At 33.8% G+C, this 25993-nt stretch carries 29 protein-coding genes and 4 tRNA genes; 24 read left to right on the top strand and 9 right to left on the bottom strand.

The features are described 5' to 3' along the window. Positions 1-5: 5 nt before the first annotated feature. Positions 6-482 carry a bifunctional nuclease family protein gene (locus tag SSOP1_RS01100; RefSeq protein WP_009990468.1) on the bottom strand — a complete coding sequence of 159 codons (477 nt, stop codon included), beginning with the start codon at positions 480-482 and terminating at the stop codon, positions 6-8. 78 nt (positions 483-560) lie between these two features. Between SSOP1_RS01100 and SSOP1_RS01095 the strand changes: the two genes are divergently transcribed. The 10 genes from SSOP1_RS01095 to SSOP1_RS01050 all read left to right on the top strand — a co-directional run bounded on the left by SSOP1_RS01095 (position 561) and on the right by SSOP1_RS01050 (position 6725). Further along, positions 561-1142, top strand: coding sequence for a 30S ribosomal protein S7 (locus tag SSOP1_RS01095; RefSeq protein WP_009990466.1), 582 nt, complete (start codon positions 561-563; stop codon positions 1140-1142). Positions 1143-1187: 45 nt separating this feature from the next. Further along, positions 1188-2495, top strand: coding sequence for a translation elongation factor EF-1 subunit alpha (gene tuf, locus SSOP1_RS01090; RefSeq protein ID WP_010922916.1), 1308 nt, complete (start codon positions 1188-1190; stop codon positions 2493-2495). 24 nt (positions 2496-2519) lie between these two features. Beyond that, positions 2520-2828, top strand: a complete 309-nt coding sequence (gene rpsJ, locus SSOP1_RS01085) for a 30S ribosomal protein S10 (protein WP_009990464.1) — start codon at positions 2520-2522, stop codon at positions 2826-2828. Between the two features lie 31 nt (positions 2829-2859). Then, a tRNA-Ser gene (locus SSOP1_RS01080) sits at positions 2860-2943 on the top strand. A 263-nt stretch (positions 2944-3206) separates the two neighbouring features. Beyond that, positions 3207-3309: transfer RNA gene (locus SSOP1_RS01075), tRNA-Met, on the top strand. Between the two features lie 93 nt (positions 3310-3402). After that, positions 3403-3475, top strand: a tRNA-Asp gene (locus SSOP1_RS01070). A gap of 180 nt (positions 3476-3655) precedes the next feature. Beyond that, on the top strand, positions 3656-4546 hold the full coding sequence (locus tag SSOP1_RS01065; protein ID WP_014511509.1) for a DUF1464 family protein: 891 nt from the start codon (positions 3656-3658) through the stop codon (positions 4544-4546). Next, complete coding sequence (locus tag SSOP1_RS01060) at positions 4510-5409, top strand: nucleotidyltransferase (protein ID WP_009990462.1); 900 nt, start codon at positions 4510-4512, stop codon at positions 5407-5409. The genes SSOP1_RS01065 and SSOP1_RS01060 overlap by 37 nt, the downstream gene beginning before the upstream one ends. Further along, positions 5381-6268 (top strand): triphosphoribosyl-dephospho-CoA synthase, encoded by an 888-nt coding sequence (locus tag SSOP1_RS01055; RefSeq protein ID WP_009990460.1) that lies wholly within the window; start codon positions 5381-5383, stop codon positions 6266-6268. The genes SSOP1_RS01060 and SSOP1_RS01055 overlap by 29 nt, the downstream gene beginning before the upstream one ends. Then, a complete protein-coding gene (locus tag SSOP1_RS01050; RefSeq protein ID WP_009990458.1) occupies positions 6219-6725 on the top strand; it encodes a metallophosphoesterase family protein in 507 nt (168 codons plus the stop codon). The genes SSOP1_RS01055 and SSOP1_RS01050 overlap by 50 nt, the downstream gene beginning before the upstream one ends. Here SSOP1_RS01050 and rimI read toward each other — a convergent pair. After that, on the bottom strand, positions 6706-7209 hold the full coding sequence (gene rimI, locus SSOP1_RS01045; RefSeq protein ID WP_173645072.1) for a ribosomal protein S18-alanine N-acetyltransferase: 504 nt from the start codon (positions 7207-7209) through the stop codon (positions 6706-6708). The two genes, SSOP1_RS01050 and rimI, sit on opposite strands and share 20 nt — an antisense overlap. Positions 7210-7241: 32 nt before the next feature. On the opposite strand from rimI, the gene coaBC reads away from it, so the two are divergent. The 5 genes from coaBC (at position 7242) to SSOP1_RS01020 (ending at position 10887) form a co-directional block, all read left to right on the top strand. After that, positions 7242-8483, top strand: coding sequence for a bifunctional phosphopantothenoylcysteine decarboxylase/phosphopantothenate--cysteine ligase CoaBC (gene coaBC / locus SSOP1_RS01040; protein WP_009990456.1), 1242 nt, complete (start codon positions 7242-7244; stop codon positions 8481-8483). Between the two features lie 50 nt (positions 8484-8533). After that, positions 8534-8607, top strand: a tRNA-His gene (locus SSOP1_RS01035). A 64-nt stretch (positions 8608-8671) separates the two neighbouring features. Beyond that, the gene (gene glmM, locus SSOP1_RS01030) at positions 8672-10039 is read left to right on the top strand and encodes a phosphoglucosamine mutase (protein ID WP_009990453.1); all 1368 of its coding nucleotides are present in this window, start codon (positions 8672-8674) and stop codon (positions 10037-10039) included. Beyond that, complete coding sequence (locus SSOP1_RS01025) at positions 10036-10425, top strand: Trm112 family protein (RefSeq protein ID WP_009990451.1); 390 nt, start codon at positions 10036-10038, stop codon at positions 10423-10425. Before glmM ends, SSOP1_RS01025 begins: the two co-directional genes overlap by 4 nt. Positions 10426-10467: 42 nt before the next feature. Beyond that, the gene (locus SSOP1_RS01020; protein ID WP_009990449.1) at positions 10468-10887 is read left to right on the top strand and encodes a DUF2153 domain-containing protein; all 420 of its coding nucleotides are present in this window, start codon (positions 10468-10470) and stop codon (positions 10885-10887) included. A gap of 11 nt (positions 10888-10898) precedes the next feature. Here the strand turns inward: SSOP1_RS01020 and SSOP1_RS01015 are convergent, their stop codons facing one another. Continuing rightward, positions 10899-11366 carry a DUF1411 domain-containing protein gene (locus tag SSOP1_RS01015; protein WP_009990448.1) on the bottom strand — a complete coding sequence of 156 codons (468 nt, stop codon included), beginning with the start codon at positions 11364-11366 and terminating at the stop codon, positions 10899-10901. A gap of 22 nt (positions 11367-11388) precedes the next feature. Continuing rightward, positions 11389-12066: an orotidine 5'-phosphate decarboxylase / HUMPS family protein gene (locus SSOP1_RS01010; RefSeq protein ID WP_009990446.1), complete on the bottom strand. Its 678-nt coding sequence runs from the start codon at positions 12064-12066 to the stop codon at positions 11389-11391. 90 nt (positions 12067-12156) lie between these two features. On the opposite strand from SSOP1_RS01010, the gene pyrG reads away from it, so the two are divergent. After that, the gene (gene pyrG, locus SSOP1_RS01005) at positions 12157-13764 is read left to right on the top strand and encodes a CTP synthase (RefSeq protein WP_009990444.1); all 1608 of its coding nucleotides are present in this window, start codon (positions 12157-12159) and stop codon (positions 13762-13764) included. On the opposite strand, the gene SSOP1_RS01000 is transcribed toward pyrG, so the two are convergent. Further along, positions 13732-14031, bottom strand: a complete 300-nt coding sequence (locus tag SSOP1_RS01000; RefSeq protein WP_009990442.1) for an ArsR/SmtB family transcription factor — start codon at positions 14029-14031, stop codon at positions 13732-13734. The genes pyrG and SSOP1_RS01000 overlap by 33 nt on opposite strands. Positions 14032-14137: 106 nt before the next feature. Here SSOP1_RS01000 and SSOP1_RS00995 point away from each other — a divergent pair, with 106 nt between their 5' ends. Next, positions 14138-14401: a U6 snRNA-associated Sm-like protein LSm6 gene (locus SSOP1_RS00995; protein ID WP_009990440.1), complete on the top strand. Its 264-nt coding sequence runs from the start codon at positions 14138-14140 to the stop codon at positions 14399-14401. Positions 14402-14434: 33 nt separating this feature from the next. Continuing rightward, positions 14435-15649, top strand: a complete 1215-nt coding sequence (locus tag SSOP1_RS00990) for a methionine adenosyltransferase (protein ID WP_009990439.1) — start codon at positions 14435-14437, stop codon at positions 15647-15649. Here SSOP1_RS00990 and SSOP1_RS00985 read toward each other — a convergent pair. Genes SSOP1_RS00985 through rqcH form a run of 3 tightly spaced genes read right to left on the bottom strand, consistent with a single transcriptional unit; the run spans position 15623 to position 20172 of the window. Then, the gene (locus tag SSOP1_RS00985) at positions 15623-17464 is read right to left on the bottom strand and encodes a DUF460 domain-containing protein (protein ID WP_009990437.1); all 1842 of its coding nucleotides are present in this window, start codon (positions 17462-17464) and stop codon (positions 15623-15625) included. The two genes, SSOP1_RS00990 and SSOP1_RS00985, sit on opposite strands and share 27 nt — an antisense overlap. Further along, positions 17461-18324 carry an RIO1 family regulatory kinase/ATPase domain-containing protein gene (locus SSOP1_RS00980; protein ID WP_009990436.1) on the bottom strand — a complete coding sequence of 288 codons (864 nt, stop codon included), beginning with the start codon at positions 18322-18324 and terminating at the stop codon, positions 17461-17463. The genes SSOP1_RS00985 and SSOP1_RS00980 overlap by 4 nt, the downstream gene beginning before the upstream one ends. An 18-nt stretch (positions 18325-18342) precedes the next feature. After that, positions 18343-20172 carry a ribosome rescue protein RqcH gene (rqcH, locus tag SSOP1_RS00975; RefSeq protein WP_010922912.1) on the bottom strand — a complete coding sequence of 610 codons (1830 nt, stop codon included), beginning with the start codon at positions 20170-20172 and terminating at the stop codon, positions 18343-18345. An 11-nt stretch (positions 20173-20183) separates the two neighbouring features. Between rqcH and SSOP1_RS00970 the strand changes: the two genes are divergently transcribed. The 5 genes from SSOP1_RS00970 to SSOP1_RS00950 all read left to right on the top strand — a co-directional run bounded on the left by SSOP1_RS00970 (position 20184) and on the right by SSOP1_RS00950 (position 23199). After that, positions 20184-20435 (top strand): hypothetical protein, encoded by a 252-nt coding sequence (locus tag SSOP1_RS00970; RefSeq protein WP_009990433.1) that lies wholly within the window; start codon positions 20184-20186, stop codon positions 20433-20435. Beyond that, entirely contained in the window at positions 20432-20962 is a 531-nt protein-coding gene (locus SSOP1_RS00965) for a Mut7-C RNAse domain-containing protein (protein WP_009990432.1), read from the top strand. Before SSOP1_RS00970 ends, SSOP1_RS00965 begins: the two co-directional genes overlap by 4 nt. After that, positions 20889-21572, top strand: coding sequence for an AmmeMemoRadiSam system protein A (gene amrA, locus SSOP1_RS00960; RefSeq protein ID WP_009990431.1), 684 nt, complete (start codon positions 20889-20891; stop codon positions 21570-21572). The genes SSOP1_RS00965 and amrA overlap by 74 nt, the downstream gene beginning before the upstream one ends. Positions 21573-21766: 194 nt before the next feature. Next, positions 21767-22468, top strand: coding sequence for a protein disulfide oxidoreductase (gene pdo, locus SSOP1_RS00955; RefSeq protein ID WP_009990430.1), 702 nt, complete (start codon positions 21767-21769; stop codon positions 22466-22468). Positions 22469-22512: 44 nt separating this feature from the next. Beyond that, positions 22513-23199 (top strand): coiled-coil domain-containing protein, encoded by a 687-nt coding sequence (locus tag SSOP1_RS00950; protein ID WP_009990429.1) that lies wholly within the window; start codon positions 22513-22515, stop codon positions 23197-23199. Here SSOP1_RS00950 and dcd read toward each other — a convergent pair. Next, positions 23153-23707 carry a dCTP deaminase gene (dcd, locus tag SSOP1_RS00945; protein WP_029552540.1) on the bottom strand — a complete coding sequence of 185 codons (555 nt, stop codon included), beginning with the start codon at positions 23705-23707 and terminating at the stop codon, positions 23153-23155. The two genes, SSOP1_RS00950 and dcd, sit on opposite strands and share 47 nt — an antisense overlap. Before the next feature lie 465 nt (positions 23708-24172). Between dcd and SSOP1_RS00940 the strand changes: the two genes are divergently transcribed. After that, on the top strand, positions 24173-25978 hold the full coding sequence (locus SSOP1_RS00940) for an ATP-dependent DNA ligase (RefSeq protein WP_009990427.1): 1806 nt from the start codon (positions 24173-24175) through the stop codon (positions 25976-25978). Positions 25979-25993: the final 15 nt, after the last annotated feature.

The following is a 25993-nucleotide window of genomic DNA, read 5'->3' as shown; positions in this document are numbered from 1 at the left end:
CAATTCTAAAATTTTTGTTGTCCTTCTCTACTTTCCTTTTCTTGTTCATCAACTAATCCTTTCTTAACGAAAATCGGCTTATTTGAAATTATAGCAAGAAATATTGCATGACTTGGTATCATTCTTTTCTGAATTATTACACCATCAAATTTAAATTCAACTGTAGCTACGTAAACTCCCGTATCCCTTATCATATCGTCTATAATAACTTTTTCTATATGCTTGGAAAATTCCTCGGTGATTTCTGGTATAAACGAGATGATATCATATATATTTTCTCTTTTATCGCCAAACTCCTCCTCTTTATTCCCTTTCGTTTTATTTATTGCTATAACGATTTCTGCAGGTACGCTGAATAGATAAAATTGTCTTCCGTCTTCCAAATAACATACTATAGTTGGTATACCATGAAGAGGCATAAAGAATGCGTCAACAGAATTAACTTTTATATAATCCTCGTCCTTGATTGGTTGAAGACTCATCACGTATACACTACATATACTTATGTATCATAAATTTAAATATCCAAATCATAGATACCATTAAGAGGTAACAAATAGATGTCCTTAGAGAACTTACAATTAGACATCAAAGTGTTTGGTAAGTGGGATACTAAAGTTGAAATCAGAGATCCTAGCTTAAAGAAGTACATTTCTCTAATGCCAGTTTATTTGCCACACACTGGGGGTAGGCATGAACATAGGAGATTTGGTAAGGCTAAAGTTCCAATAGTTGAAAGGCTAATAAATCAAATAATGAGACCTGGTAGAAATAAAGGAAAAAAACACTTAGCATATAATATTGTTAAATTAGCATTCGACATAATTTATTTAAAGACTGGTCAAAACCCAATCCAAGTATTAGTTAGAGCCATAGAGAATAGCGCACCTAGAGAAGAAGTTACTAGAATTATGTACGGTGGTATAGTGTATTACGTCGCAGTAGACGTATCTCCACAAAGAAGAATAGACTTAGCCTTAAGGCATATAGCTACCGGTGCTAAGGATGCATCGTTCAATAATCCAAAACCTATTGAGGAAGTTTTAGCAGAAGAAATAATTGCTGCAGCAAACAATGACTCTAAGAGTTTTGCAATTAAAAGAAAAGAAGAGATAGAAAGAATAGCCTTAAGTTCAAGGTAAACTTTTATTAACTCTATCACTATATCGGTTAAGAGAGTGTTATAAATGTCTCAAAAGCCTCACCTTAATTTAATAGTAATAGGTCATATCGATCATGGTAAAAGCACACTAGTGGGAAGACTACTAATGGATAGAGGTTTCATAGATGAAAAAACAGTGAAGGAAGCAGAAGAAGCTGCTAAAAAATTAGGTAAAGAATCTGAAAAGTTCGCATTTCTACTAGATAGACTAAAAGAAGAAAGAGAAAGAGGTGTAACAATAAATCTAACATTCATGAGATTTGAAACTAAAAAGTACTTCTTTACAATAATTGATGCTCCCGGTCATAGAGACTTCGTAAAGAACATGATAACTGGTGCTAGCCAAGCAGATGCCGCAATTCTAGTGGTTTCAGCTAAGAAGGGTGAATATGAAGCTGGAATGAGCGTAGAAGGACAAACAAGAGAGCATATAATTCTAGCCAAGACCATGGGTTTAGATCAATTAATAGTTGCAGTAAACAAAATGGACTTAACAGAGCCACCATATGATGAAAAACGTTATAAGGAGATTGTTGACCAAGTCAGTAAATTTATGAGAAGTTATGGATTTAATACAAATAAGGTTAGATTTGTACCAGTAGTTGCACCTGCAGGCGATAACATAACTCATAGATCAGAAAATATGAAATGGTATAACGGTCCTACCTTAGAAGAATATTTAGATCAGTTAGAATTACCACCAAAACCAGTAGATAAACCATTAAGAATTCCAATTCAAGACGTCTACTCAATCTCTGGAGTAGGTACTGTACCGGTAGGTAGAGTAGAAAGCGGAGTGTTAAAGGTAGGTGATAAGATAGTATTCATGCCAGCAGGCAAAGTAGGTGAAGTTAGGTCAATAGAAACTCACCACACTAAGATGGATAAAGCGGAGCCAGGTGACAATATTGGATTTAACGTTAGAGGTGTTGAAAAGAAAGATATAAAAAGAGGAGATGTTGTAGGTCATCCGAATAATCCACCTACTGTTGCTGATGAATTCACTGCAAGAATAATAGTAGTATGGCATCCTACGGCCTTGGCAAATGGCTATACACCAGTGATTCACGTTCATACTGCGAGTGTGGCATGCAGAGTTTCAGAATTAGTATCAAAACTAGATCCAAGAACTGGTCAAGAAGCAGAAAAGAATCCACAGTTCTTGAAACAAGGAGATGTAGCGATAGTCAAATTCAAACCAATTAAGCCACTATGCGTAGAGAAGTATAATGAGTTCCCACCACTAGGCAGATTCGCGATGAGGGATATGGGTAAGACTGTTGGAGTAGGAATAATTGTTGATGTAAAACCAGCCAAAGTAGAAATTAAATAATTTTAATTTTTTATTGGTGATTTTATGCCTACAAAAGCTAGAATTCGATTATGGAGTACTAACGTTGAGAATTTAAATTATGTTATAACGCAAATAAGGGGTATCGTTGAGAAAACAGGGATAGAAATGAGAGGTCCAATTCCATTGCCAACTAGCAAACTAGAAGTTCCGATTATGAGACTTCCTCATGGAGAAGGAAGGAAAAAGTGGGAAAAATGGGAAATGAGGGTACATAAAAGATTAATAGATATTGCAGCAGATGAACGTGTGATGAGACAGCTAATGCGAGTGAGAGTACCCGAGGACGTTTACATTGAGATACAATTGATATAAATCTTTTTACTCTTCTATAATATAGTAGAGTGCCGGGGTGCCCGAGCGGACTAAGGGGCTGGCCTGGAGAGCCAGTGGGGGTTTCCCCGCGCGGGTTCAAATCCCGCCCCCGGCGCTATTTAAATTTATATAAAAAATTTACATTAATGATCTGACTCTTGTTATTGTATTGAGTAATTTTATTCATAAATAATAAGGTTCTCAATGAATGTATGAGAAGTGGAGTAAAGCTTGGGCTATATAGTAGGTTAGGCCATAAACTCTAAAATCTAACTATAAGTTCTCTAGTTAACGCTAGAAGATGCATGGTTATTTTAGTGAATGATAACAATAACTTTAAAGGTACTATAGAGTATATCTTAGATAGCGGGGTAAAGTAGCGGGGTGGGCTAGCCTGGTAAGGCCGCGGGGCTCATATACTCTTTAAAGCACGCGTTGGGAAACCCCGAGGTCCCTGGTTCAAATCCAGGCCCCGCTACCATATTATTTCTCGTCTTATGTGATATTGGAGGATTTTAGCAAGCGAAGGCTTTTTAAGTAAGTTATTAGTAGATACTCATGCATACGTAAAGTTGCCGCGGTAGTCTAGTGGTCTAGGATGGGGGCCTGTCGAGCCCCTGACCCGGGTTCAAATCCCGGCCGCGGCGTATTTAAATTGTGAACCTTGTACATATCTTTATTATATTTATGAAGAATGAGGGTGAAAGATTTTAAAGCGAGGAAGGAGTTAGAATGAATACTATACTTTATATATCTGTGTTGTACTATCTGATTTTGATGATGACGAAAAGCCGTTTTGAAATAATGATATGGCGAGGCAGCCACTGATGATTTATGTTGGTATCGATCCAGGTAGTGAGACTTATGCTTTCGCCTTTGTTGATGAACTAGGGAATTTGATCAAATATTTTGAAATATGTACAGATCTAGTAGAGAAAAGCTCTATATTTTTAGCCAAACTAATAGCCGATTATAGACCTATGGCAGTGGCTTTGCCTTCTGGTCATGGTCTACCTTTCTACAATATTAGAAATATTAACAATCGAGAAATATTTATCCTTACGTTAAAAGATCCATTATCTCATGGCCCTTTAAGAGATTTCTTACTAGCTTCAAAACAATATTTGTCTTTTTATAATTCTTTTACGATTCCCTCAGTTATTGAACTAAATAGTCTACCTAATGATAGGAAGGTAAATGTTATTGATAAGGGCACTGCAGATAAGGTTGCTTCTACATTTTTCTATAGGGTTTATCTTAAACTAGATAATTTTATTCTAGTTGAAATGGGAAGAAGATTTACTGCAATTGTTATCGTTATTAACGGTAAGATAGTTGATGGTTATGGCGGAACCTATTTATCTGGTTTAGATGGAGAAATAGCTTATCTTCTTCATAAATATTCTAGGATAGATAAGTCAACTGTTTATAATGTTGGTAGGAATTTAGAGCTTACCAGAATTATAGTGGAATGGTATAGTGATAAGTATAAGTTGCCGATTATAGTATCTGGATATAATAAGAACTATTTGGAGATTGGTAAGAAATATGATTTTAAGTTTAAGGAAGCAGCAGTCGGTGCGGCATTTATCGCTAATGCGTATTCTGGTGGGCTTCTACGTCATTATATTAGTATGTTGGATAGTAGTGGGACTCCAATCTCGTTTGTGAGGTTGAAAGAATGGGACGAGATTATTTCTTGGATAGAGACATTATAATTGATAAAGAGGGTAACGTGTATACTGTTTTAACCAATTATAATCCCCCTGGTTATGTTTTTGCCTATTTAAAATATGTTTATACCGGCAAAGGTATTTGGAATGGATATGAGAGGATATTTAAGAAGTATGGTGTTCATAATCTAATCAAGATTAATCAACGGTTTAATTTTGAGAGTTGCTATGATGCATCTTTTCCTATAGTTCTTCTATCTAATATTTCTAGACATTTAAAGCCTGAAGAAAGATTACGAGAGATATTAAAGAAGAGTGTCAGTGATAGTATAATTTATGCTCTTATCAGTTTTATAGAAGAATATGTAAGAGTTAACGATATAGGTGTTACTGGATCTATTTTACTAGGTAATTATCACAGCAATTCTGATATTGATATAATAATATATGGGCGTAAGAGTGCATTAGATTTCATTGAATCTTTTGATGGATTTGAAAAAGATTCTGAATGGATTATCGAGGCTAATGAGAATTACGGTATAAATTTCTCAAGTTTACTGTATGATAATAGGAGACGAGGGATATATAGGGGTATAAAGATCTCTGTACTTTTTGCCGATGATAAACCTTGGAGATATTGTAACGATATTTGTAAAAAAATAGGTAAGGTAAAATTTAAAGCTCATATTTCGGGGGATTACGAAGCTTTAATTTATCCTTCTGTTGCATACGTTTTAGATAATAATGAATATAATGTTTCTAAGATAGTGAGTTATGAGGGTATTTTTTCATCAGCTTTATTTGGAAAGAGACAAGTTGAGGTTGAGGGTTTATTAATGAGCTGTGAGAAGGAGAACGTTGTAATTATCGGTGACAAAGATGTTAGAGGGTTTATTAGACCTTTGTAATGATGTCTCTTACATTTTATCTCAAGCCTCAATAATAGAATCTTATATTTTTAAACCCGGTAATGCAAGTAGATCCCAAGATCTTGTAAATGTGAAATACATTGATATAGTGAAAAGTGCATTAATTTCTTCTACGTATTATAAAGAATTATGCATAAGGGGATTTAGAGGGATTAGTAGAATTTATGATACGTTAGTAGAATTGGTAACTCGTTCTAATAAATTTGGATTCGAATACCAGTTGTTTGGTACTTATCTTTTAATTGCGCCCTTCGCATATGAGGCTGCTAAGATTAATAATGTTTTTGAATTGAGGAAAAAGGCTGCTAAACTTCTAAGGAGTTTAGGAGCTCTCGAGACTAGATGGTTTCTCGATGCATTAAAGGAGTTAAATTTGAAATATTTAGGTAAATTAAGTTCAATGGATTATAGAGAAATAGAGAATATTGATTTTTTTACGCTTATGGAGTTTTCATCGAAATATGATATAGTAGCACTTAATATGGTTAATGATTATTCGATAACTTTTGCTGCATATAAAGTTATAAAGGAAGGTTTATGTGGACTTGAAAGAGATGTGCAAAGAGCGTTTTTATACATACTTTCAAACTACCCGGATACTTTAATTTATAAGAAGTATGGAGCTCACGCTGCATTAGAAGCATCTAAGGTTGCTAGGTTAGTTTTCTCTGGCGATTGCCCATCTTCTAATGAGTTAGAATGGCTTAATAAGTATCTGATTAACAACAATTTTAATCCAGGGTCAACAGCCGATCTTATAGCCTCAGCGTTGGCTATATATTATCTAGATGAGTGGTATGGTAAGAAAGGTAATCCTCATAGCGGGTTTTCAGTGTAATTTAGATCTTATAAATTTTGTAAACGAGCTCGATGCTGATCTTTTCGTGGGGTTAGGGGATATAGAGTGTCCTCAGTTTATAAGAGGGTTTATAGGTATAACTGGGGATATGGAGGATGTTTCAGTACTAAAATACTTGAAGAGCACTGGTAAATATCTCAATAAGTATTTAAATATCTCTTCAGACTTCTCTACAGATATCGTTATTTCACACTATCCTCCGAAAGGCTCAATTACTGGAATTATAAATGGTGTTAGAGTTGGTTCTCAAGAGGTTCTAGCTAAGGTATTATCTAATCAGCCTAGGATTCTTTTGCATGCGCATTCCGAGGTTCAGAAAGAGTATTATATAAATAATACCAGAGTGATATCTATTGGTAATTTCAGTATGGGGTATTATGGTGAATATTATCCCGAACAAGGCGAAGTAAAACTGGCTAGAGTGGTCTTGCCATAAGATATGCGTCTTCCCCATCAGCATAATAACCTTTTAGTACTTTAACTTTTTTAAAGTTCAGTTTCTCATATAGGGCTATTGCGGGATAATTACTGACTCTTACTTCTAAATATATTTCCTCAGCATTATAGTCATTTTTCATGCTCTTCATCGAGGCTTCTAATAATGTAGTAGCTATTCCTTTTCTTCTATATTCTTCTAATACTGCTATTGAAACCACATGTCCTTTTCTGACTAACGAGGGTAATTGTTTAATGTTGCTGAATCCCCATTCTATTCTAGGCATTATGTATCCTACTACGCTATTATCAACTATAGCTACGAAAAATGCTAGGCCATATTCCTTTAAGTGTTCAACAAAAAAATAATATGGATAATTTTCAGGTAATGTTAGCCTATTTATTTTTATTATTTGGTCTATATCATCCATTCTTGCGTTTCTTAGTGTGAAATCTCTTCCTTTATCTTTTTCAGCGAGCTCCATATCAATATCTTTATATAATGTAGTTAATATATATGCACACATACATGACGCATCCTTCAAAGAAGATAATTGGGAGCATAAGTAATGAACTAGCTGATAAGAAGATACTATTAGCAGTAACTGGGAGCGTCGCAATATATAAGTCATTAGATTTAGCCAGAAGTTTAATGAGGAACGGTGCAGAAGTGAGTGTCATTATAAGTAAAGACGCTGCCAAGCTAATTTCCCCAGAGATGTTTAAGTGGGCTACTGGAAATAATGTAGTTACTAAGCTTACTGGTGACTTAGAGCATGTTTCATTGGCAGAAGACAATGACGTAATGATCGTAGCTCCATCTACTGCAAATACTATGGTAAAGATAGCTTATGGAATAGCTGATACACCAATAACGGCTACTGCGCTGAATTTCGTTGGGATGAAAAAGCCCTTAATTATAGTTCCTTCAATGCATTTACAAATGTATATTTCACCTCAAGTTGCAGATGCAGCAGATAGGTTAAAAAGGATAGGAGTAGAGGTAATAGAACCAGAGATAGTTGGAGATTTAGCACACTATCCTAAGTTAGAATACTTAACCAGTAGAATAACCTCATATGTTTTAAGAGGGAAAGACTTATCTGGGTTTAATATATTAGCTACTGCTGGGCCTACACGTGAGTATTTAGATTCTGTTAGATTTATTTCAAATCCAAGTAGCGGAACTATGGGTATATCTATTGCGAATGAGGCGTATTTCAGAGGAGCTAAAGTTAGAGTTATTTGTGGACCTATAAGTTCTAAGATAGAACCTTATGTTAAGGATATAGTGTATGTAGAGACAACTGAGGAGATGCTAAATGAAGTTGTAAAAAGTATAGAAAATGGTAAGTTTAATGTTGTAATTTTAGCTGGAGCGCCTGCTGATTACAAGTTTAAAAATAAATCTGACACTAAAATAGACAGTCATACAGAAATACCTAAAGTTGAATTAGAAAGAACACCGAAAATTTCTGAATACATTAGGAAGTATAATGTATTGCTAGTAGGTTTTTCCGCAGAGACTGTAAATTCTGATGAAGAGCTGATTGAGAAAGCTAAAATCAAAATGAGGAGACACGGGTTTGATTTAATCGTAGCTAATAATGTGAGAAGAAAGGATATAGGATTTTCGTCTGAATATAATGAGGTTATAGTTATAGATAAGAATGGTGATGTAAGGAAAATACCAAAGAATTTTAAGACGGTAATAGCGAGAAAGATATTGGATATAGTAAAGGAGCAATTAAGAAGATGATAAAAAGAAGAGTTTAAAATGAATTAGATAATGATATACAATAGCGGCTGGCTCGGGTAGCTCAGCCTGGAAGAGCGCCGGGCTGTGGACCCGGAAGTCCCGGGTTCAAATCCCGGCCCGAGCCCTTCTTTTGATCATAGTGACCTATATAGGCTTATTTTTATATTTCATGGCATTTATAGTAGTATATGGGTAAGTTGTTTGGAACTGATGGAATAAGAGGAGTTACCAATACTGAATTACAACCAGAGTTTGCGTTAAAGATTGGAAAAGCTATAGGAACATATTTTGGTAAAGGTGCTAGAATTCTAATAGGTAGGGATGTAAGAGCAGGAGGAGATATGCTACTTAAAGCTGTTGAGAGTGGATTGTTAAGTAGTGGTGTACTGGTTTATGAAGCAGGGATGGCTCCTACTCCAGCTTTCCAATATGGTGTGAAGGCTTTAGGATATGACGGTGGTGTTATAATAACTGCCAGTCATAATCCAGCTGAATATAATGGTATCAAAGTCCTTTCTCCACACGGTATTGAGATATCTAGAGAAGATGAGGATAAGATAGAAGATATATACTTTAATAGCAGGTTTCATGTGGTAGAGTGGAATGGTTTAGTAAACGATGTGAAAAGAGAAGACAAGGTTATTGAGACTTATTTAAGAGGTATTCTCTCTCATGTTGATACTGAAAAAATTAAGAGTAAAAAGTATAAAGTTCTCATAGATCCTGCTAATAGTGTAGGTACATTAGTAACGCCCATTGTTGCAAGGGAGTTGGGATGTAAAGTTTTTACTATTAATGGGAATTTAGATCCTTTATTTTCAGCTAGAACTCCTGAACCTACTTTCGAGAGCCTTACCGAATCCGCAAAAGTTGCTAAACAATTAGGAGTTGATTTAGCAGTGGCTCATGATGGTGATGCAGATAGGGCAATTTTTATAGATTCCATGGGTAGGGTCCAATGGGGTGATAGGAGCGGTACTCTATTATCATATTGGGCCTCGGTTAAAGCTCCAAATTTACCTAGACGCATATTTACTGCAGTTTCTAGCTCTAGCTTGGTTGAGGAGTATCTGAAAAAGTATAATATAGAGGTTAAGTGGACTAAGGTAGGTAGCATAGATATTGCGCATATGTTATTTAAAGAAAAAGGAGTAGCTGGATTTGAGGAAAATGGTGGGTTCATGTATCCCCCTCATCAGACGGTAAGAGATGGCGCAATGTCGTTCGCCTTAATGCTGGATATGATGGCATCTGAGAACGAAAGTTCTGCTGAGCTATTTAATAGACTCCCCGTTTATTATTTGGTAAAAACGAAAGTTAGAGTTACGGAAAAGAGTGATATAAAGAAGATTTATGATGAAGTAATGAATAAGTACGGAAATTACGGGAATACTGTTACAATAGATGGTGTTAAGATTATAGGTAGTGATTTCTGGCTCTTGGTTAGGAAAAGTGGTACGGAGCCGATAATAAGAATACTAGTTGAGGCAAAAGATGAGAATAAATCTAAAGAATTAGCTAAAGAATTGGAAAAGTTAGTGAGTGAACTAGTATGAAATATAGGCTTATGGATTTGCTTGCGTGCCCTATGTGTAAACACTTTCCGCTTAAACTTTTAGTTTTCTCAGAAAGGGAAATAGATAGAAAATTGAGCCAAGAAGATAAGAAACCTTTGTGTGAATTATATTGTACATATAAATCTGCGTTTACTAAGGATTTAGATTCTCTACCTCCTTGTGAGGAATGTATTAGGCATGAAATAGAAGAAGGTATGCTTTATTGTGAATCTTGTAATAGATGGTATCCAATAATTGACGAAATTCCAAGAATGTTACCAGATAAACTGAGAAAAGAAGAGGACGACATTAAATTTTTGGAGAAATATAAAGACAAGATTCCGAAGTCCATACTAACTAATGGTGTTCCTTTTCGTTTAAAATGAGCTTATTAATTTGTTTAACGAGTGTATAATATGGTGTAAGCGATGGAAAGTTCATTTATAGGAAATTTAGATGAATGGATAAAGTTGCAAAAGAATTTATTGACGACTTTAAAAGATATGGAGAAAAAGGAGAAGACTGAGGACATGGATAGATTGGACTTAATATTAGCATCTAGAACTGCATTCCAGCATATGATGAGAACATTAAAGGCCTTTGATCAATGGCTACAAGATCCAATGGTTATAAAGCATATGCCTAGAGAGATGTTAGAGGATGTAAAGAATACCAGTTGGGAATTGCTTCAGAGACTATTAGAGTTAGATATTAGACATACGAGCCAATTTAGGGAAATGATATCGAAAATGAGCAAAGAAGGTAAGCTAGATCCATTAATATGGACAAGACCTGTAACTGAAGAGCATCCAGAAAGAGAAAGAAGAGGTCCATTATCCACGATTTAAAAATTTTTAAATTACCTCCTTCTTAATTTCATCTCGTTTTTTATCTTCAAGTTATATTCTTCGTCATAAGCGAGTATTTTTGTTTTTATTTCATTTAGAGCTTGAGCTAGTTTATTTTTGAAGTCGTCGTCTATTTGAGTTTTATCTAATATCTCTATACCGTTATTCGAAATGCTTATCTTCTTAGTTACGGGGTCATTTTCTACCAGCCCTAGATATAAGAGCGAAGTTAGATCCTCTTTTGCCATTAAACTGAATACGTTATTTCCTATTACATTGAATTGATATCCTAGATCAATACCTTTTTGTTTCAATTCGTACAACAGCATTATTATTGATTTTTCGGTTAATTTTCCTATTTGTCTTATTATATACAATAACTGTAATTTTCTTTTATCCTCGTTTATTATATTCGTACTTATAACTTGTTTAGATACCATCTTTACATCCTTAGACTTCTGTTGACCTGGTTGTGACAAATTTAAACCCCATATATACTTATTATCTACCCTTTAATATGTTAACTATCTCTTTAGATACGTTCTTAGGCTCTTTACTTCTAGTTATCGCTCCTCCTACTACATATATGCTTACTGGCAGATCTATGAGTTCTAAAATTCTATCTTTATTTAAGCCTCCAGCTATTGATATTATTAAGTTTAGCTCAGACACCTTTCGTATCTCATTCTTTAAATCAGCTACACTTATGCCTCTACTCTTTTGTACATCTAAACCAACATGGAAACCTATAATATCTACTCCTAATTGCTTAAGCTCCTTTGATCTTTCATATACGTTTTTAACATTAATTAAGTCAGCTTGGACTAGTATATCTAATTCCCTAGCTTTTTTTACAGCTGAATAAATAGTTGAATCATCCATTATTCCTAAAACCGTCATTATATGAGCTCCGCCTAGTTTAGCTATTTCAACCTCAACATCTCCTGCATCTGCAGTTTTAGTATCAGCTACAATTATTTTATCTGGAACTAATGATTTTATTTTTCTTATTCCTTCTATCCCGAATGATTTTAGTAGTGGTGTTCCTATTTCAATGATTTCATTTTCTAGATCTTTGACTTCATTAACCACTTTTATTGCATCATTGATATCTATAAAATCTAAAGCTATCTGTAAAAATTTTTCAGTACGAAGTTTTTCAAGTAGTACCTCTCTCATTTAAGGTAAATATGTGCTTTAAAAGTACTTAAAGTAATTGACAGTGACTTTTTATTTTATAGCAGTAAAGGCAAATTACTGTGGATATTAGTGCCAAACAAGTACATAGTCGTTACAGGTGGAGTTTTGTCAAGTGTTGGTAAAGGTACGTTAGTTGCCTCTATTGGCATGCTACTCAAAAGAAGAGGATATAATGTAACTGCAGTAAAAATAGATCCATATATTAATGTCGATGCAGGTACAATGAATCCTTATATGCATGGTGAAGTATTTGTAACTGAGGATGGGGCCGAGACAGATTTAGATTTAGGTCATTATGAGAGATTTATGGATGTTAATATGACAAAGTACAATAATATAACAGCAGGCAAGGTATATTTCGAGGTTATAAAAAAGGAAAGAGAAGGTAAATATCTAGGTCAAACCGTACAAATTATTCCCCACGTTACGGATCAGATAAAGGATATGATAAGATATGCGAGTAAGATAAATAACGCAGAAATTACCTTAGTAGAAATAGGTGGCACGGTAGGTGATATAGAAAGCTTACCATTCCTAGAAGCTGTTAGGCAACTTAAACTAGAAGAAGGTGAGGATAATGTTATTTTTGTGCATATAGCTTTAGTAGAATATTTGTCTGTAACTGGAGAACTGAAAACGAAACCATTGCAGCATAGTGTACAAGAATTAAGAAGAATTGGAATACAACCAGATTTCATTGTAGGTAGAGCAACACTGCCCTTAGATGATGAAACCAGACGTAAAATTGCTCTGTTTACTAACGTTAAGGTAGATCATATAGTTTCTAGCTACGATGTAGAAACATCTTATGAAGTGCCCATTATCCTAGAAAGCCAGAAATTGGTTTCTAAGATACTTAGTAGGCTTAAATTAGAGGATAGACAAGTAGACTTGACAGATTGGATAAGCTTTGTCAATAATATAAAAGGAATTAATAGCAAAAAGACTATTAATATCGCATTAGTTGGAAAATATACAAAACTAAAGGATAGTTATATTAGTATCAAGGAAGCAATTTATCATGCTTCAGCCTATATAGGAGTAAGGCCTAAACTTATATGGATAGAATCAACTGATCTAGAAAGTGATACCAAGAATTTAAATGAGATCTTAGGAAATGTAAATGGAATAATAGTTTTACCTGGATTTGGAAGTAGAGGAGCTGAAGGTAAAATTAAGGCTATAAAGTACGCTAGAGAACATAATATACCATTCTTGGGTATATGCTTCGGTTTTCAATTATCTATTGTTGAATTTGCTAGAGATGTTTTAGGTCTGAGTGAAGCCAATTCAACTGAAATTAATCCAAATACTAAAGATCCGGTTATCACACTGCTAGACGAACAAAAAAATGTAACTCAACTTGGAGGGACTATGAGACTAGGGGCTCAGAAGATTATATTAAAAGAAGGAACGATTGCCTATCAACTATATGGTAAAAAGGTCGTATATGAAAGGCATAGGCATAGATATGAAGTAAATCCTAAATATGTAGATATACTAGAAGATGCAGGATTAGTAGTTTCTGGTATCAGTGAAAATGGATTGGTTGAAATTATAGAATTGCCATCTAATAAGTTCTTCGTAGCTACCCAAGCTCATCCAGAATTCAAGAGTAGGCCAACGAATCCATCTCCGATATATTTAGGGTTCATTAGAGCTGTTGCTAGTCTTTAAAACTATTATAATTTTATCATATTTAGCTTTTATAATCTTTTTTATACCTTTTATTCCATTCTGGTACTCAACTTCAACTAGACCTAGATTTTCAAGCTCAGAAATATGAGAACTTATGTTTCCCTTACTCATATTAAGTTTTTCGGTGAGCTCTGATATGCTCATCGGCGTTATAGAGACTAGTTGTAGTATATTTATTCTAGTCATTGTAGATAACGCCTTAGAAATTTCGTAGATTTTTTCTGGATCATCAATTATTAGCTCCATAAATATTAGCTTCTAATTGCTAACTCTAATAAACAATAATGCATATATTCTATCAAGTTAAAGCTTAGAAGATAAAATTTAAATTAGAAAATAGGGGGAAGATATTGTGCAAGCAAAAGTAGAAAATCCGTTGAAGAGTTTAAGAACGGCAATAAATAGAATCGTGCTGGTAAAACTTAAGGATGGCTCAGAGTACATTGGAAAATTAGAACAAACTGACGGAACTATGAATTTAGTATTAAGAGATTGTACTGAAATTAGGGAAGGTACTTCTGAACCAGTAGCAAAATACGGTAGGGTACTTATAAGAGGTAGTAATATACTATTTATTAGTGTTGACTATGAGACAGTTATGAATAGTGAGAAATAAAATTTAAATTAGTACTTGTTTGAGGAACCTATAATGAGAAATATAAATGTGCAATTAAATCCCCTTTCAGATATAGAGAAACTTCAAGTAGAACTAGTAGAGAGAAAAGGATTAGGTCATCCAGATTATATTGCGGATGCAGTTGCTGAAGAAGCTAGCAGAAAGCTTTCCTTGTATTATCTTAAAAAATATGGTGTGATTTTACATCATAATTTAGATAAGACATTGGTGGTTGGAGGACAAGCTACACCTCGTTTTAAAGGTGGAGATATAATACAACCAATATATATCATAGTTGCGGGCAGAGCTACGACTGAGGTAAAAACAGAAAGCGGGATAGACCAAATCCCCGTAGGTACTATCATTATAGAGAGCGTAAAAGAGTGGATCAGAAATAACTTTAGATATCTCGATGCGGAAAGGCATGTTATAGTTGACTATAAGATAGGCAAAGGTTCAAGTGATTTAGTGGGTATATTTGAGGCAAGCAAGAGAGTTCCACTATCTAATGATACTAGTTTTGGAGTAGGTTTTGCTCCATTAACTAAATTAGAAAAACTGGTTTATGAAACGGAGAGGCATTTGAACTCAAAGCAATTCAAAGCCAAACTACCCGAAGTAGGAGAAGATATCAAAGTAATGGGGTTAAGAAGAGGGAATGAGGTAGACCTTACGATAGCGATGGCAACAATTAGCGAACTAATAGAAGACGTTAACCACTATATTAACGTAAAAGAACAAGTAAGGAATCAAATTCTAGATCTCGCATCAAAGATAGCTCCAGGCTACAATGTAAGAGTTTATGTTAATACTGGAGATAAAATAGATAAGAATATACTTTATTTAACCGTAACTGGTACTTCTGCTGAACATGGTGACGATGGAATGACAGGGAGAGGAAATAGAGGTGTTGGGCTAATAACACCAATGAGGCCTATGTCATTAGAAGCTACTGCTGGAAAGAATCCCGTTAATCATGTTGGTAAACTATATAATGTCTTAGCTAATCTTATAGCTAATAAAATAGCTCAAGAAGTAAAGGATGTGAAATTCTCGCAAGTTCAAGTTCTAGGGCAAATAGGGAGACCAATAGACGATCCTTTAATAGCTAATGTTGATGTAATTACTTATGATGGCAAACTTACTGATGAGACTAAAAATGAAATAAGCGGGATTGTAGATGAAATGTTAAGTTCCTTCAATAAATTAACTGAACTAATATTAGAAGGGAAAGCTACTCTCTTTTAACCTTTTATTTCTATACTCGTCAATTATTCTTTTTATATCAATATTCTTAGACCTTTCTATTTGTAGTTCTTTACGTAATACTTCCAGATCGTTCAAGAGCTGTTTATCTAATATTATAATCTCCTTATCTGCGTATTCCGCTATCTCATTGTTAACTTTTTCCTCTCCAATATAGATGTTATTTCCATCAAATGCTATATCGCCAACTCTACTATCCTTCTTAACTACTATTGCCTTTCCATTTAACAGTTTATATAGCACTTCCCTTAGTTTCTCAATTTGTTTCTCATTATAATTTAATTTATTCTCAAGTTGACTTATTACCTTGTACGCATTCTGTAGGTTTAGATTTAGTTCGTAAATTTTCCTGTCTCTCTCTATTTCCTTATTAATCTGTAGTTTAATATCATCAATTTTCCTTATTAATGAATCTCTTTCATTGATGAGATTATAAATTATCCTTTTATAACGTATTAGTTCTGATTTTAGCTCTCTATTTTCCTCTTCTAACTTAGTTAGTTTATTTGTATTTTTAGTTGTATCGTTTTCCTTTTGTATCTCCTCGATTTTCCTGTAATCATCTTTTCCTATGATTTTTTCAATTTCCTTTTCTACGCATTCAGATACCGTATTACCAAATATTACGCAATCGTATATACGATTTTCATCCATTATATCAATATCTAATCTACTGATGAAACTCTCAATTTGTCTTAATTTGTTCTCAATTTCATTATATGCCTTTAGAGCTGCAGCTAAAGAGTCTCTAATGTGAGGATTATCTATTTTTAGCTTATGTAACTTAGAGTACTCGTCAATAAGTCTTTGTTTTTCATCTATACTTAGACTTTTTTCCGGGATGAATATTTTGGCGTTAAATTTACTAGCGATCTTTTTTACAGTGTCTGGTAGTGGATTAACATCTGTCGCTACTATTATTGCTTTCCCCTCTTTAGAGATCAAGGTTACAATTTCGTCTCTATCAATATTTCTTCTTGATAACAATAAAATTGGTTTACCGTAGATATCAATTATTGATAGACCAACTTCTATACCAGGGTCTATTCCAACAATTAATCTCCTTTCAGTTCTTTTGTCTTTAAATTCAATCCTATTTTTATATATTGGCTTAATATCTACTACTACGTCATGACCTTTCATTTTTCTTATAATTCCGTAGAGTCTCTCTCTGGGAGTATAAACTATGAATACGGCTCCCTCAATACCTGCTCTTGATCTCCTTACTATCATATCATAATCAAATCCTTTCATATCAAGTTTTTCCTTTATCTCCTTAGCTACTCTGAGAAGGGTTCCCCTTATATATCTCTTATATCTATTTTGGCTCATTCCACCAGGGCCTAATGCTCTTCCCCTTGACACTACTATTTTAGTACGTTTTTCTTCAATTTTTATACTGGTTCCAAATCCTTTTAAAGCTAATAATGCATCTAAATATGCAGTTTTTTGCGGGGATAATTTTCCTTGCACTTCGTATCCTATTTCCCTAGCCAATTCCTTTATTTGCTTAAATTCTCCATTATGATATGTAACTTGAACTATGTTAGTATTTGGCGGCAATAATTTCACGATATTAATAATCTCTTTATCACTTTCTCCTAGTTCGTAAATATTGTCAGTCGCTAGTATATCAATGCTGTATTCCCAACATAACCTAATAACTCTACTTAAACTTACGTTTTCCGCCTTATAGACTATTTTTTCGTTCTCGTCAATAATAATAACTGAATATAATGGCTGTGACTTAGAGGATGGGCTTTCCATCGCCTCTATATCAATTCCCATTATTTTCATGATACCCCTCTTACATAATCGAAAATCTTACGAGTATCTACATCTATTCCCTTTTTTCTAAAAAATATTATAAGATTTGATAGATCCTTTTCTAATCTTTCCTCAGATTTTGTCGCTTGAGGCCAGTCAATAAGATAAGGATTTCCGTTTTTATCTATAAGTACATTATACGGGCTTAAATCTCCATGTGTTATGTGACAAATAGTGTAAGCTATTCTCATGGTTTGTAAAATTTTTTCAAGGATTTCATCTAAGTTTAGATCCATATTAGTAACTGGTATTTTGTAAAGCTCTATCCCATCGATATATTCCATTGCTACGGCGTTATATTCCACTCCTAGTGGCTTAGGGACATAGCCTCCCTCATTGCTTAAACATGTAAGAGCTTCAAACTCTCTTTTAGCATTTTCAACGGTAATTGAAAGCCAACTTTTCTTTTCTTGGCTTTTTCTAAATTTAACTTTCTTATAACTATCCGTGCCTACTCGATGAAATTTAACTATTATTTTGTTATCGTTGAAATCATACCCATAATATACTAAGCTTTCTTTTCCTATCCCTATTATCTCTGCTAATCTATTCAAGATTTTATTCACATATAGCAGTTTTATTCCCAAAATATCCAGACCAGAAAATGTTAATTTGAAAGATAAATCTGTTGGCTTTTTAGAAATAAGTTTTAACTCAGATAATTTCTTTAGTGATATCTTTAGTTCTTCATCGTCTTTAATATCTAATCTCTTTTTTAAGGCATTAAAACTAACAAATTCACTTTTATCCCTAAGACCATATATCGTTTTTAATAATATATAGTCGAAAGGTCTCACTAGTGATGCTTTCTCCGCTAGTGAAAGTCTCATTCTTATTTTATATTAGTTTTAACTATTATATGTTATACTTGTCTTAACTATCTTGCTCTTTCCCGGAATTTTATCTTCAATCTCTGTTTTTAATGCGTTCAATCCGTTTATTTCTGGTAAAGCTCTACTAAACACTTTTATAATTTTTTGGGTTATTCTCTCTTTATCATCATCACCTGGAGCTATGACAACATAGTATTTAGTCTTAGCCGAAATGGTTTCCTCACTTCCCACTATTACTGATACACCGTTTTCACTTAGTATAAGGCCTATTGCTAATTGTAGTTTGACGTTTTTTATGAAATTCTTTTTTCCATAAATCATGAATGAACCTTTATTCAAGTATTCTCCACTTGGCGGTGATTTAGAGACTTGATTGCCTAAAACCCAAAATATGTCAACAGATGCTAAACCTACTTTCCAAGCCTTTGAGTAGCTCGCAGCCATAACTGCTGCATCATAGATATCTTCTTCAGAGATTGTCTTATTATCTTGTGTTATGATGATTGTGGCTGGAGCGCCTATAATATCCGCATGCAAGAATATATCTTTGTCCCTTAGGTATTTTTTAACTATACTTTCATTTTGACTTGCATCTCTTCCTAAAATTATTAAATATCCGCTTCTTGAAATACTCCATCTATATTTCTCATACCATTCCTTTTTCCTTAGCGTTAGTTTTATCTCGTTTTGTTTCTCTATTTCTTGTTTCTCTATTTTAGCCAGTTTTTCTTTTAGTTCTTCTAAACTTTTAAGGGCTCTTTCTATTTTTCTCTTATATTCCTTAGCTTCATCAAAAAATCTCATTGCGTTTTTAGTAGCTGAGAGTGAGGTATCTAATTCAATTTCAACTCCATCTACATTAAGCTTTACCTTTTTACTTTTTGCTCTATTATTTAACAACAACTGGTCTATTTCGTATGCCTTTGAAAGTATAAAATTGCCTAGTTGTCTATAGTTATTTTCTTTGTCTTCATAATCCTTTATACTATCCTCTATTTGCTTAATTGTGGCTATAATCTTCTGCTTCTCTTCTGAGATTTTTTTGGAAGTTTTTTCAGATAGCTCTTTTTGAGTTATAGTGTAGAAATAATCGTCTATTGCATCATTAAATCTTTGATATTCTTTGCATCCGTCAAGATAAAAAGGTACTACAGTTGTATCTTCTACGAGACATGGTTTTATCTCTCCATTAATTATTGAAATCTCTAAATTTCTTATCTTTTCCCTTATTACGTTAATATCTGGTGTAGAGTCTTGTAAGCTAAGATAGTTTGCTACTTCTTGTGGGATTCCTAAACCTTTCGCTATGTTTCCTTTCTTAATCAATTTTTCTATTTCATCTATATTAGGTTCAATTGAAGGTGGAGGTTTATATATCTCCCCTATTCTTATGAGTCTATCTTTAAACTCTTTATATTCACTCGCAAACAAGATTTTACCATCTTTATCTGCTATTACCAAAACTCCTCTAGGTAGTAGTTCTACTATTACCTTTTTATCATCCCTTTTGAGTTTTAGGATTAATATTCTTTCCTTGTTCAATACATACATATTCGTAATTATATCTCCTCTAATTAATCTTCTTAATTCGGTTATTTTTGTTGAAGAAATTTTTGGATAATTGTATTTTGTTATATTTATTCGTTTACTTGGTTCTATTATTAATTCTTGGTCTCTTCCACTGCAATGTAACTTTAAAATATATGTATTTTGAGTATTTTGTATCAAGAAAACGTTATCTATTATACATCCCTCTATCGCTTTCTTATTTTCTGTAATCCACGCTATTAAATCAAAGTAAGTCATACTGTTTTTTCTCTGTAATTTTATATTCTGAGAACTCATTCATTAGAAATGTGGAAGTAGAAGATAAAATATTAATTATGCGAGGCATTGTGGGAGTTATAGCTGGAGCTATCTCAACACTATTTTATTCATCAATTTATGTACTTGCAGTAGTAATCTCCTTGTATGTATTCTCAGCTATGATTTCACTTTTCTTATTTAGAGAAAGAAAGGCAAGAAATATCTTTGGCAAAGGTGCTGGGATATATCTTTCTTCATGGTTTGTTAGTTTATTATTAATCTATAATCTTGGGTTGAGATGAGAACAATGCTAACACAAAAATTCGTCGTAGATAGTATGCTTGGTAAGATTGCGAGATGGCTGAGAATAATGGGTTATGATACACTCTATAGCAATGATTTCGAAGACTGGAAGATTCTGAAGATTGCTGAGACTCAAAAAAGAATAATTATAACTAGAGATAGGGGTATTTACTATCGTTCTCTAAAAAGAGGATTAAATTGTATCCTACTTTCACCAGATTCCAACATAATACAAGATTTAGCTTTTATCGCACTTAGGTCTAAAATAGATTTATCTGTAAATATAAACGCCACTAGATGTCCTCAATGTAACTCAGTTTTGAGTAAACTGTCTGAAAGTATGTGGTTATGCCCTAAATGTAAGAAAGAATATTGGAAAGGTAGGCATTGGAGAACAATTGAAGAGATAATAATTAAAGCTAATTCTGAGTTAGTAAAATTGGAAACTAAAAATGATTCAAGAGGAACTGGTACAGATACAGGAGTTAAACGAAGAGATAGGACGGTTACTAATAGAAATAGCTAGAAAATCCATTAAGGAAGAATTCAAGTTAGACAAGTTGGATTTGAGTAAGTACGATAATCCCATTTTAGATAAAAAAGGTCTAGCCTTTGTGACGCTAGAGAAAATTGCGTATAATACGAGTTCTTTAAGAGGCTGTATAGGCTATGTTGAGGCAGTTGCTCCTTTGAAGCAGATAGCTGCGTCTGCAGCCAAAGCTGCCGCTTTTTCAGATCCAAGATTTAATCCGCTGCAAGAAGATGAATTAGCGAATATAATTATCGAGGTTACAGTGTTAACAAAACCAGAAGAAATAAAGGTAAAAGATAGGTGGGATTTACCCAAGATTATAAAAGTTGGGGAAGATGGTTTAATAGTTGAGAAAGGGATTCTCCACAGCGGCCTTTTATTACCTCAAGTTCCTATGGAATATTGCTGGGATGAAGAAACGTTCCTAGCGGAAACTTGCATTAAGGCTTCTTTAGAACCAGATTGTTGGTTAGATAGCTCTGTTAGAATTAAAAGATTTCATGGAATAATATTTAAAGAAACTAAACCAAATGGAAGTGATATTATTGTAATAAAGCCTAGCGATATTAAATGTAAGCTAAATGAATTAATAAATAATTTATGAAGGTATTATCAGCTAAGAGGACTGACTTTTATAATGACGTACATACGGTAACTCTTGGAAATAAAACTCTTTATTCCTAAATAAATACTTAAAAAACATAATAATTATAAAGTAGGACGAACGAGATTTAGATAAAAAGTTCAGAAATACTTTTTTATGCTAGCAGTGAGATGTTGTATATACGGTGTTAAAGAATGGAACAAGAATATGCCGAACTATTTAGTGATGAAGTTAAGAATGCGTTACAAGACGCATTAAAAGATATGAAAAATCCAGTAGATGTTTATGTTTTCGTAGACAATACAGACTCTAATTGCCAATATTGCGGTGTTACTACTAAATTTCTGGAATTCATGGCTAGTGCTGCACCAAAAGATAGTAATGGTAGTTTATTAAAGGTTCATATAGTGGATAGAGCAAATGAAAATAGCAGAAAAATTTTCGAAGAGTTTAACGTGGAAAGAGTTCCTACTGTGGCATTTTATAATGGGTATATTAGATGGACTGGAGCTCCTTTAGGTGAGGAAATAAGAGCATTAGTTGAGACTATAGTAAGGCTTTCACAAGGTGAAAGTGGTCTAAGTCAAGAAACCGTAGAAGCTATAAAATCTAAACTGAATGGTAAGGTAAAGATAGAAACGGTAGTCACACCATCTTGTCCATACTGTCCATATGCAGCGTTAATGGCGCATATGGTTGCTTTTGAGGCTTGCAGAGCAGGGAAGTGCAATGTTATATCTGAAGTGATAGAAGCTTATGAAAATCAAGATATTGCGGAGAAATATCAAGTAATGTCAGTACCAGCTATAGCTATAAATGAATCTATAGAATTTATAGGAGTACCCTACGAGGAGAACTTTATAAATGCAATTTTAGAGAAGCAAAAGATAAGCTAAAACTCTTTTATCACAGTATCTACTAAATAGTATAGTAGAGAGTAATGAGGATAATTTCAATAAAGCTAACAGATGAGGAGTATAAGGAGTTAGAAGAACGAGCGAGAAGAGAAGGTTTCGTTTTATTAAGTGATTTTGTTAAATCACTTCTTTTCTCTTCATCTTATCCTCACGGGACTCAAGTAGATAATGCGCAAGTTGTATCCAGAATAGAAAAAAAGATGCAAGACATGATTAATCCTTTTACTTCTCAAATTGACGAAATTAAACAGAAAGTAGCTATGTTAACGGAAAGAATAGAAATATTAGAGGAAAAATTAGGCGAAAGTAAAGACAATATGAAAGATATTAATAAAAAACAGAAAAAGAGCTTCGAATCCAAATCTATCAATGTGAAATCTGAACCTCAACATAAGAAGACTGCAATAGATATACTAAGGGAACAAGGAGTGATATACGAGTCTGAACTGAAGTTAAACAATCCAGATGCATTTTTTGACAAATTAGAAACTCAGGGAGCAATAGTAATAACAACGGATCCAGAGAGGATAGCGATAGATTCTAATTTCTATGAGGAATTTAAGAAGAAAATTGCCAATATTTCTACTTCAGATGAGATAGAAGTTCAAAAATATCTGACAAAACAAGAATACAAATTATTCCAGAAACTCAGGCAATATAGTGTTATATACTTTGATGCTGATAGTAAAAGCTGGAAATTTGTGAGTTAAATTTGGGTAATGTAACGCCTTTTTGCCCTTGATATTTTCCTTGGTACGGATATTCAACTGGTGTGAGCGTTCTGGCAAAGATCAAGTGAATAAAACGTGTGCTTCTCTTTAATTTTACAGGGAAAGATGAGCCCACTACTTCTATTGTTACTTGTCCTTTAAATCCAGCATCGACTATTGTAGGTGGGATAAATAAACCTAATCTAGCAAATGTTGACCTTAGATTTACGAAAGCCATTACATCATTATTTAACTCTATATATTCTTCAGTCGTTAGTAGTACATGCTCATAAGGTTGGATTATAAACTCCTCTCCTTTCTCCGTTTGGAAGAACGAAGGATCAGGATTATCAGGATCAAAGATCTTATCCGTTTTTTTGAACCTAGCTATTTCATTACCTACTCTCAAATCAACTCCATTTTCCCTTATCGTATCCTCCCTTAAAGGCTGGATTTTTATCCAGCTCTTCTCTAAATAATACTTCAAATCCCTATCAGATAGAATCATATCTAAAATATTGTAGTTGAAAAGGGTTAAAACCACATTGCCTACATGTATTGGACTATCCAGCAATTTTATTTATGAGAAACTGTATAGAGCGAAAATATCTTTTCAGAATGATATAACCATTGTTTTTGAGTAGTATTATTATTCTAAGTATCTATAGTTAATATCATCTGCTCCAAGGTTGGGAGATTCAGTTATCCATTGTGAATTCACTTTATTTTAAAGATTACTACGAAATTAACTAAATGAAGGCGACTAACTGGCAGAGATACATGATTATCAATATTAACATTTTACAACTGCATTATTTATAAATTACAATTCGCAAAGGAGACCTGAATCGCTCCATATGATTATCTATATACTCAGAGTAACTCTGACTCTTCATTATTCGAAATCGGTAATTGCCGAGTATTCATCATCGTGAAATGATTATAAATAACTGCAGATAATATAAATTAATCTATGGAGTTTAAAGTTATTGCCGAGTACTTTGATAAATTGGAGAAAATATCTTCGAGGCTTCAGCTTACAGCTTTACTAGCTGATCTTTTAAGTAAAAGTGACAAGACAATTATAGATAAAGTAGTTTATATTATACAAGGCAAATTGTGGCCTGATTTTTTAGGTTATCCAGAGCTTGGGATCGGAGAGAAATTCCTAATAAAAGCAATCAGTATAGCCACAAACACGGATGAAAATTCAGTAGAAAATCTGTATAAAACGATAGGAGATCTTGGAGAGGTGGCTCGAAGACTAAAAAGTAAGCAGCAAAGTACAGGAATTTTAGGATTTTTGGGTACCACAAGTAAAGAGAGCTTAACAGTGGACGAAGTTTACTCTACATTATCTAAGGTAGCATTAACTACGGGAGAGGGTAGTAGAGATTTAAAGATAAGATTATTAGCCGGCTTGTTAAAAAAGGCAGATCCATTAGAGGCTAAGTTCCTAGTCAGATTTGTTGAAGGTCGGCTTAGAGTAGGTATAGGAGATGCAACAGTTTTAGATGCTATGGCAATAGCGTTTGGTGGAGGGCAATCAGCATCGGAAATAATTGAAAGAGCCTATAATCTTAGGGCAGATCTAGGAAACATTGCAAAAATTATAGTAGAAAAGGGAATTGAAGCGCTAAAGACTCTAAAGCCTCAAGTTGGAATACCAATTAGGCCAATGCTAGCTGAAAGGCTATCAAATCCTGAAGAAATATTAAAGAAAATGGGTGGGAATGCCATAGTTGATTATAAATATGATGGAGAGAGAGCACAAATACACAAAAAAGAAGATAAAATTTTCATATTTTCTAGAAGATTAGAGAACATTACTTCTCAGTATCCAGATGTAGTTGATTATGTTAGTAAATACATAGAAGGTAAAGAATTCATTATAGAGGGAGAGATAGTAGCTATAGATCCAGAAAGTGGAGAGATGAGGCCATTTCAAGAGTTAATGCACAGAAAGAGAAAGTCAGATATTTATGAAGCAATTAAGGAGTACCCAGTTAACGTATTTCTCTTCGATCTAATGTATTATGAAGATGTAGATTATACTACAAAGCCATTAGAAGCTAGAAGAAAATTGCTAGAGAGTATTGTAAAACCAAATGATTATGTAAAAATAGCTCATCATATTCAAGCTAATAATGTAGAGGATCTTAAATCGTTCTTCTATCGAGCCATATCGGAGGGCGGGGAGGGAGTGATGGTGAAAGCAATCGGAAAAGATGCAATATATCAAGCGGGTGCTAGGGGTTGGTTATGGATAAAGCTTAAACGTGATTATCAAAGCGAGATGGCTGATACAGTTGACTTAGTAGTGGTTGGCGGTTTCTACGGTAAGGGTAAAAGAGGCGGTAAGATAAGCTCGTTATTAATGGCTGCATATAATCCTAAGACTGATTCTTTTGAATCCGTTTGCAAGGTAGCTAGTGGTTTTTCAGATGAACAGCTTGATGAGTTACAAAAGAAGTTAATGGAAATAAAGAGGGACGTTAAGCATCCTAGGGTTAATTCTAAGATGGAACCAGATATATGGGTAGAGCCAGTTTATGTTGCGGAGATAATTGGATCAGAGATAACGATATCTCCTTTACATACTTGTTGTCAAGACGTAGTAGAGAAGGATGCTGGTTTATCTATAAGATTTCCTCGATTTATAAGATGGAGGGATGATAAGAGTCCAGAAGATGCTACGACTACTGATGAGATACTTGAAATGTACAATAAGCAGCCTAAGAAGAAGATCGAATCACCAGCTGTAGATGAGAGCGTTTAAAATATATCGGAGCTT

Origin of the sequence: Saccharolobus solfataricus (assembly GCF_900079115.1) — an archaeon.
GTDB classification, from domain to species: domain Archaea; phylum Thermoproteota; class Thermoprotei_A; order Sulfolobales; family Sulfolobaceae; genus Saccharolobus; species Saccharolobus solfataricus.
This window is presented reverse-complemented; position numbering and strand designations above follow the sequence as displayed.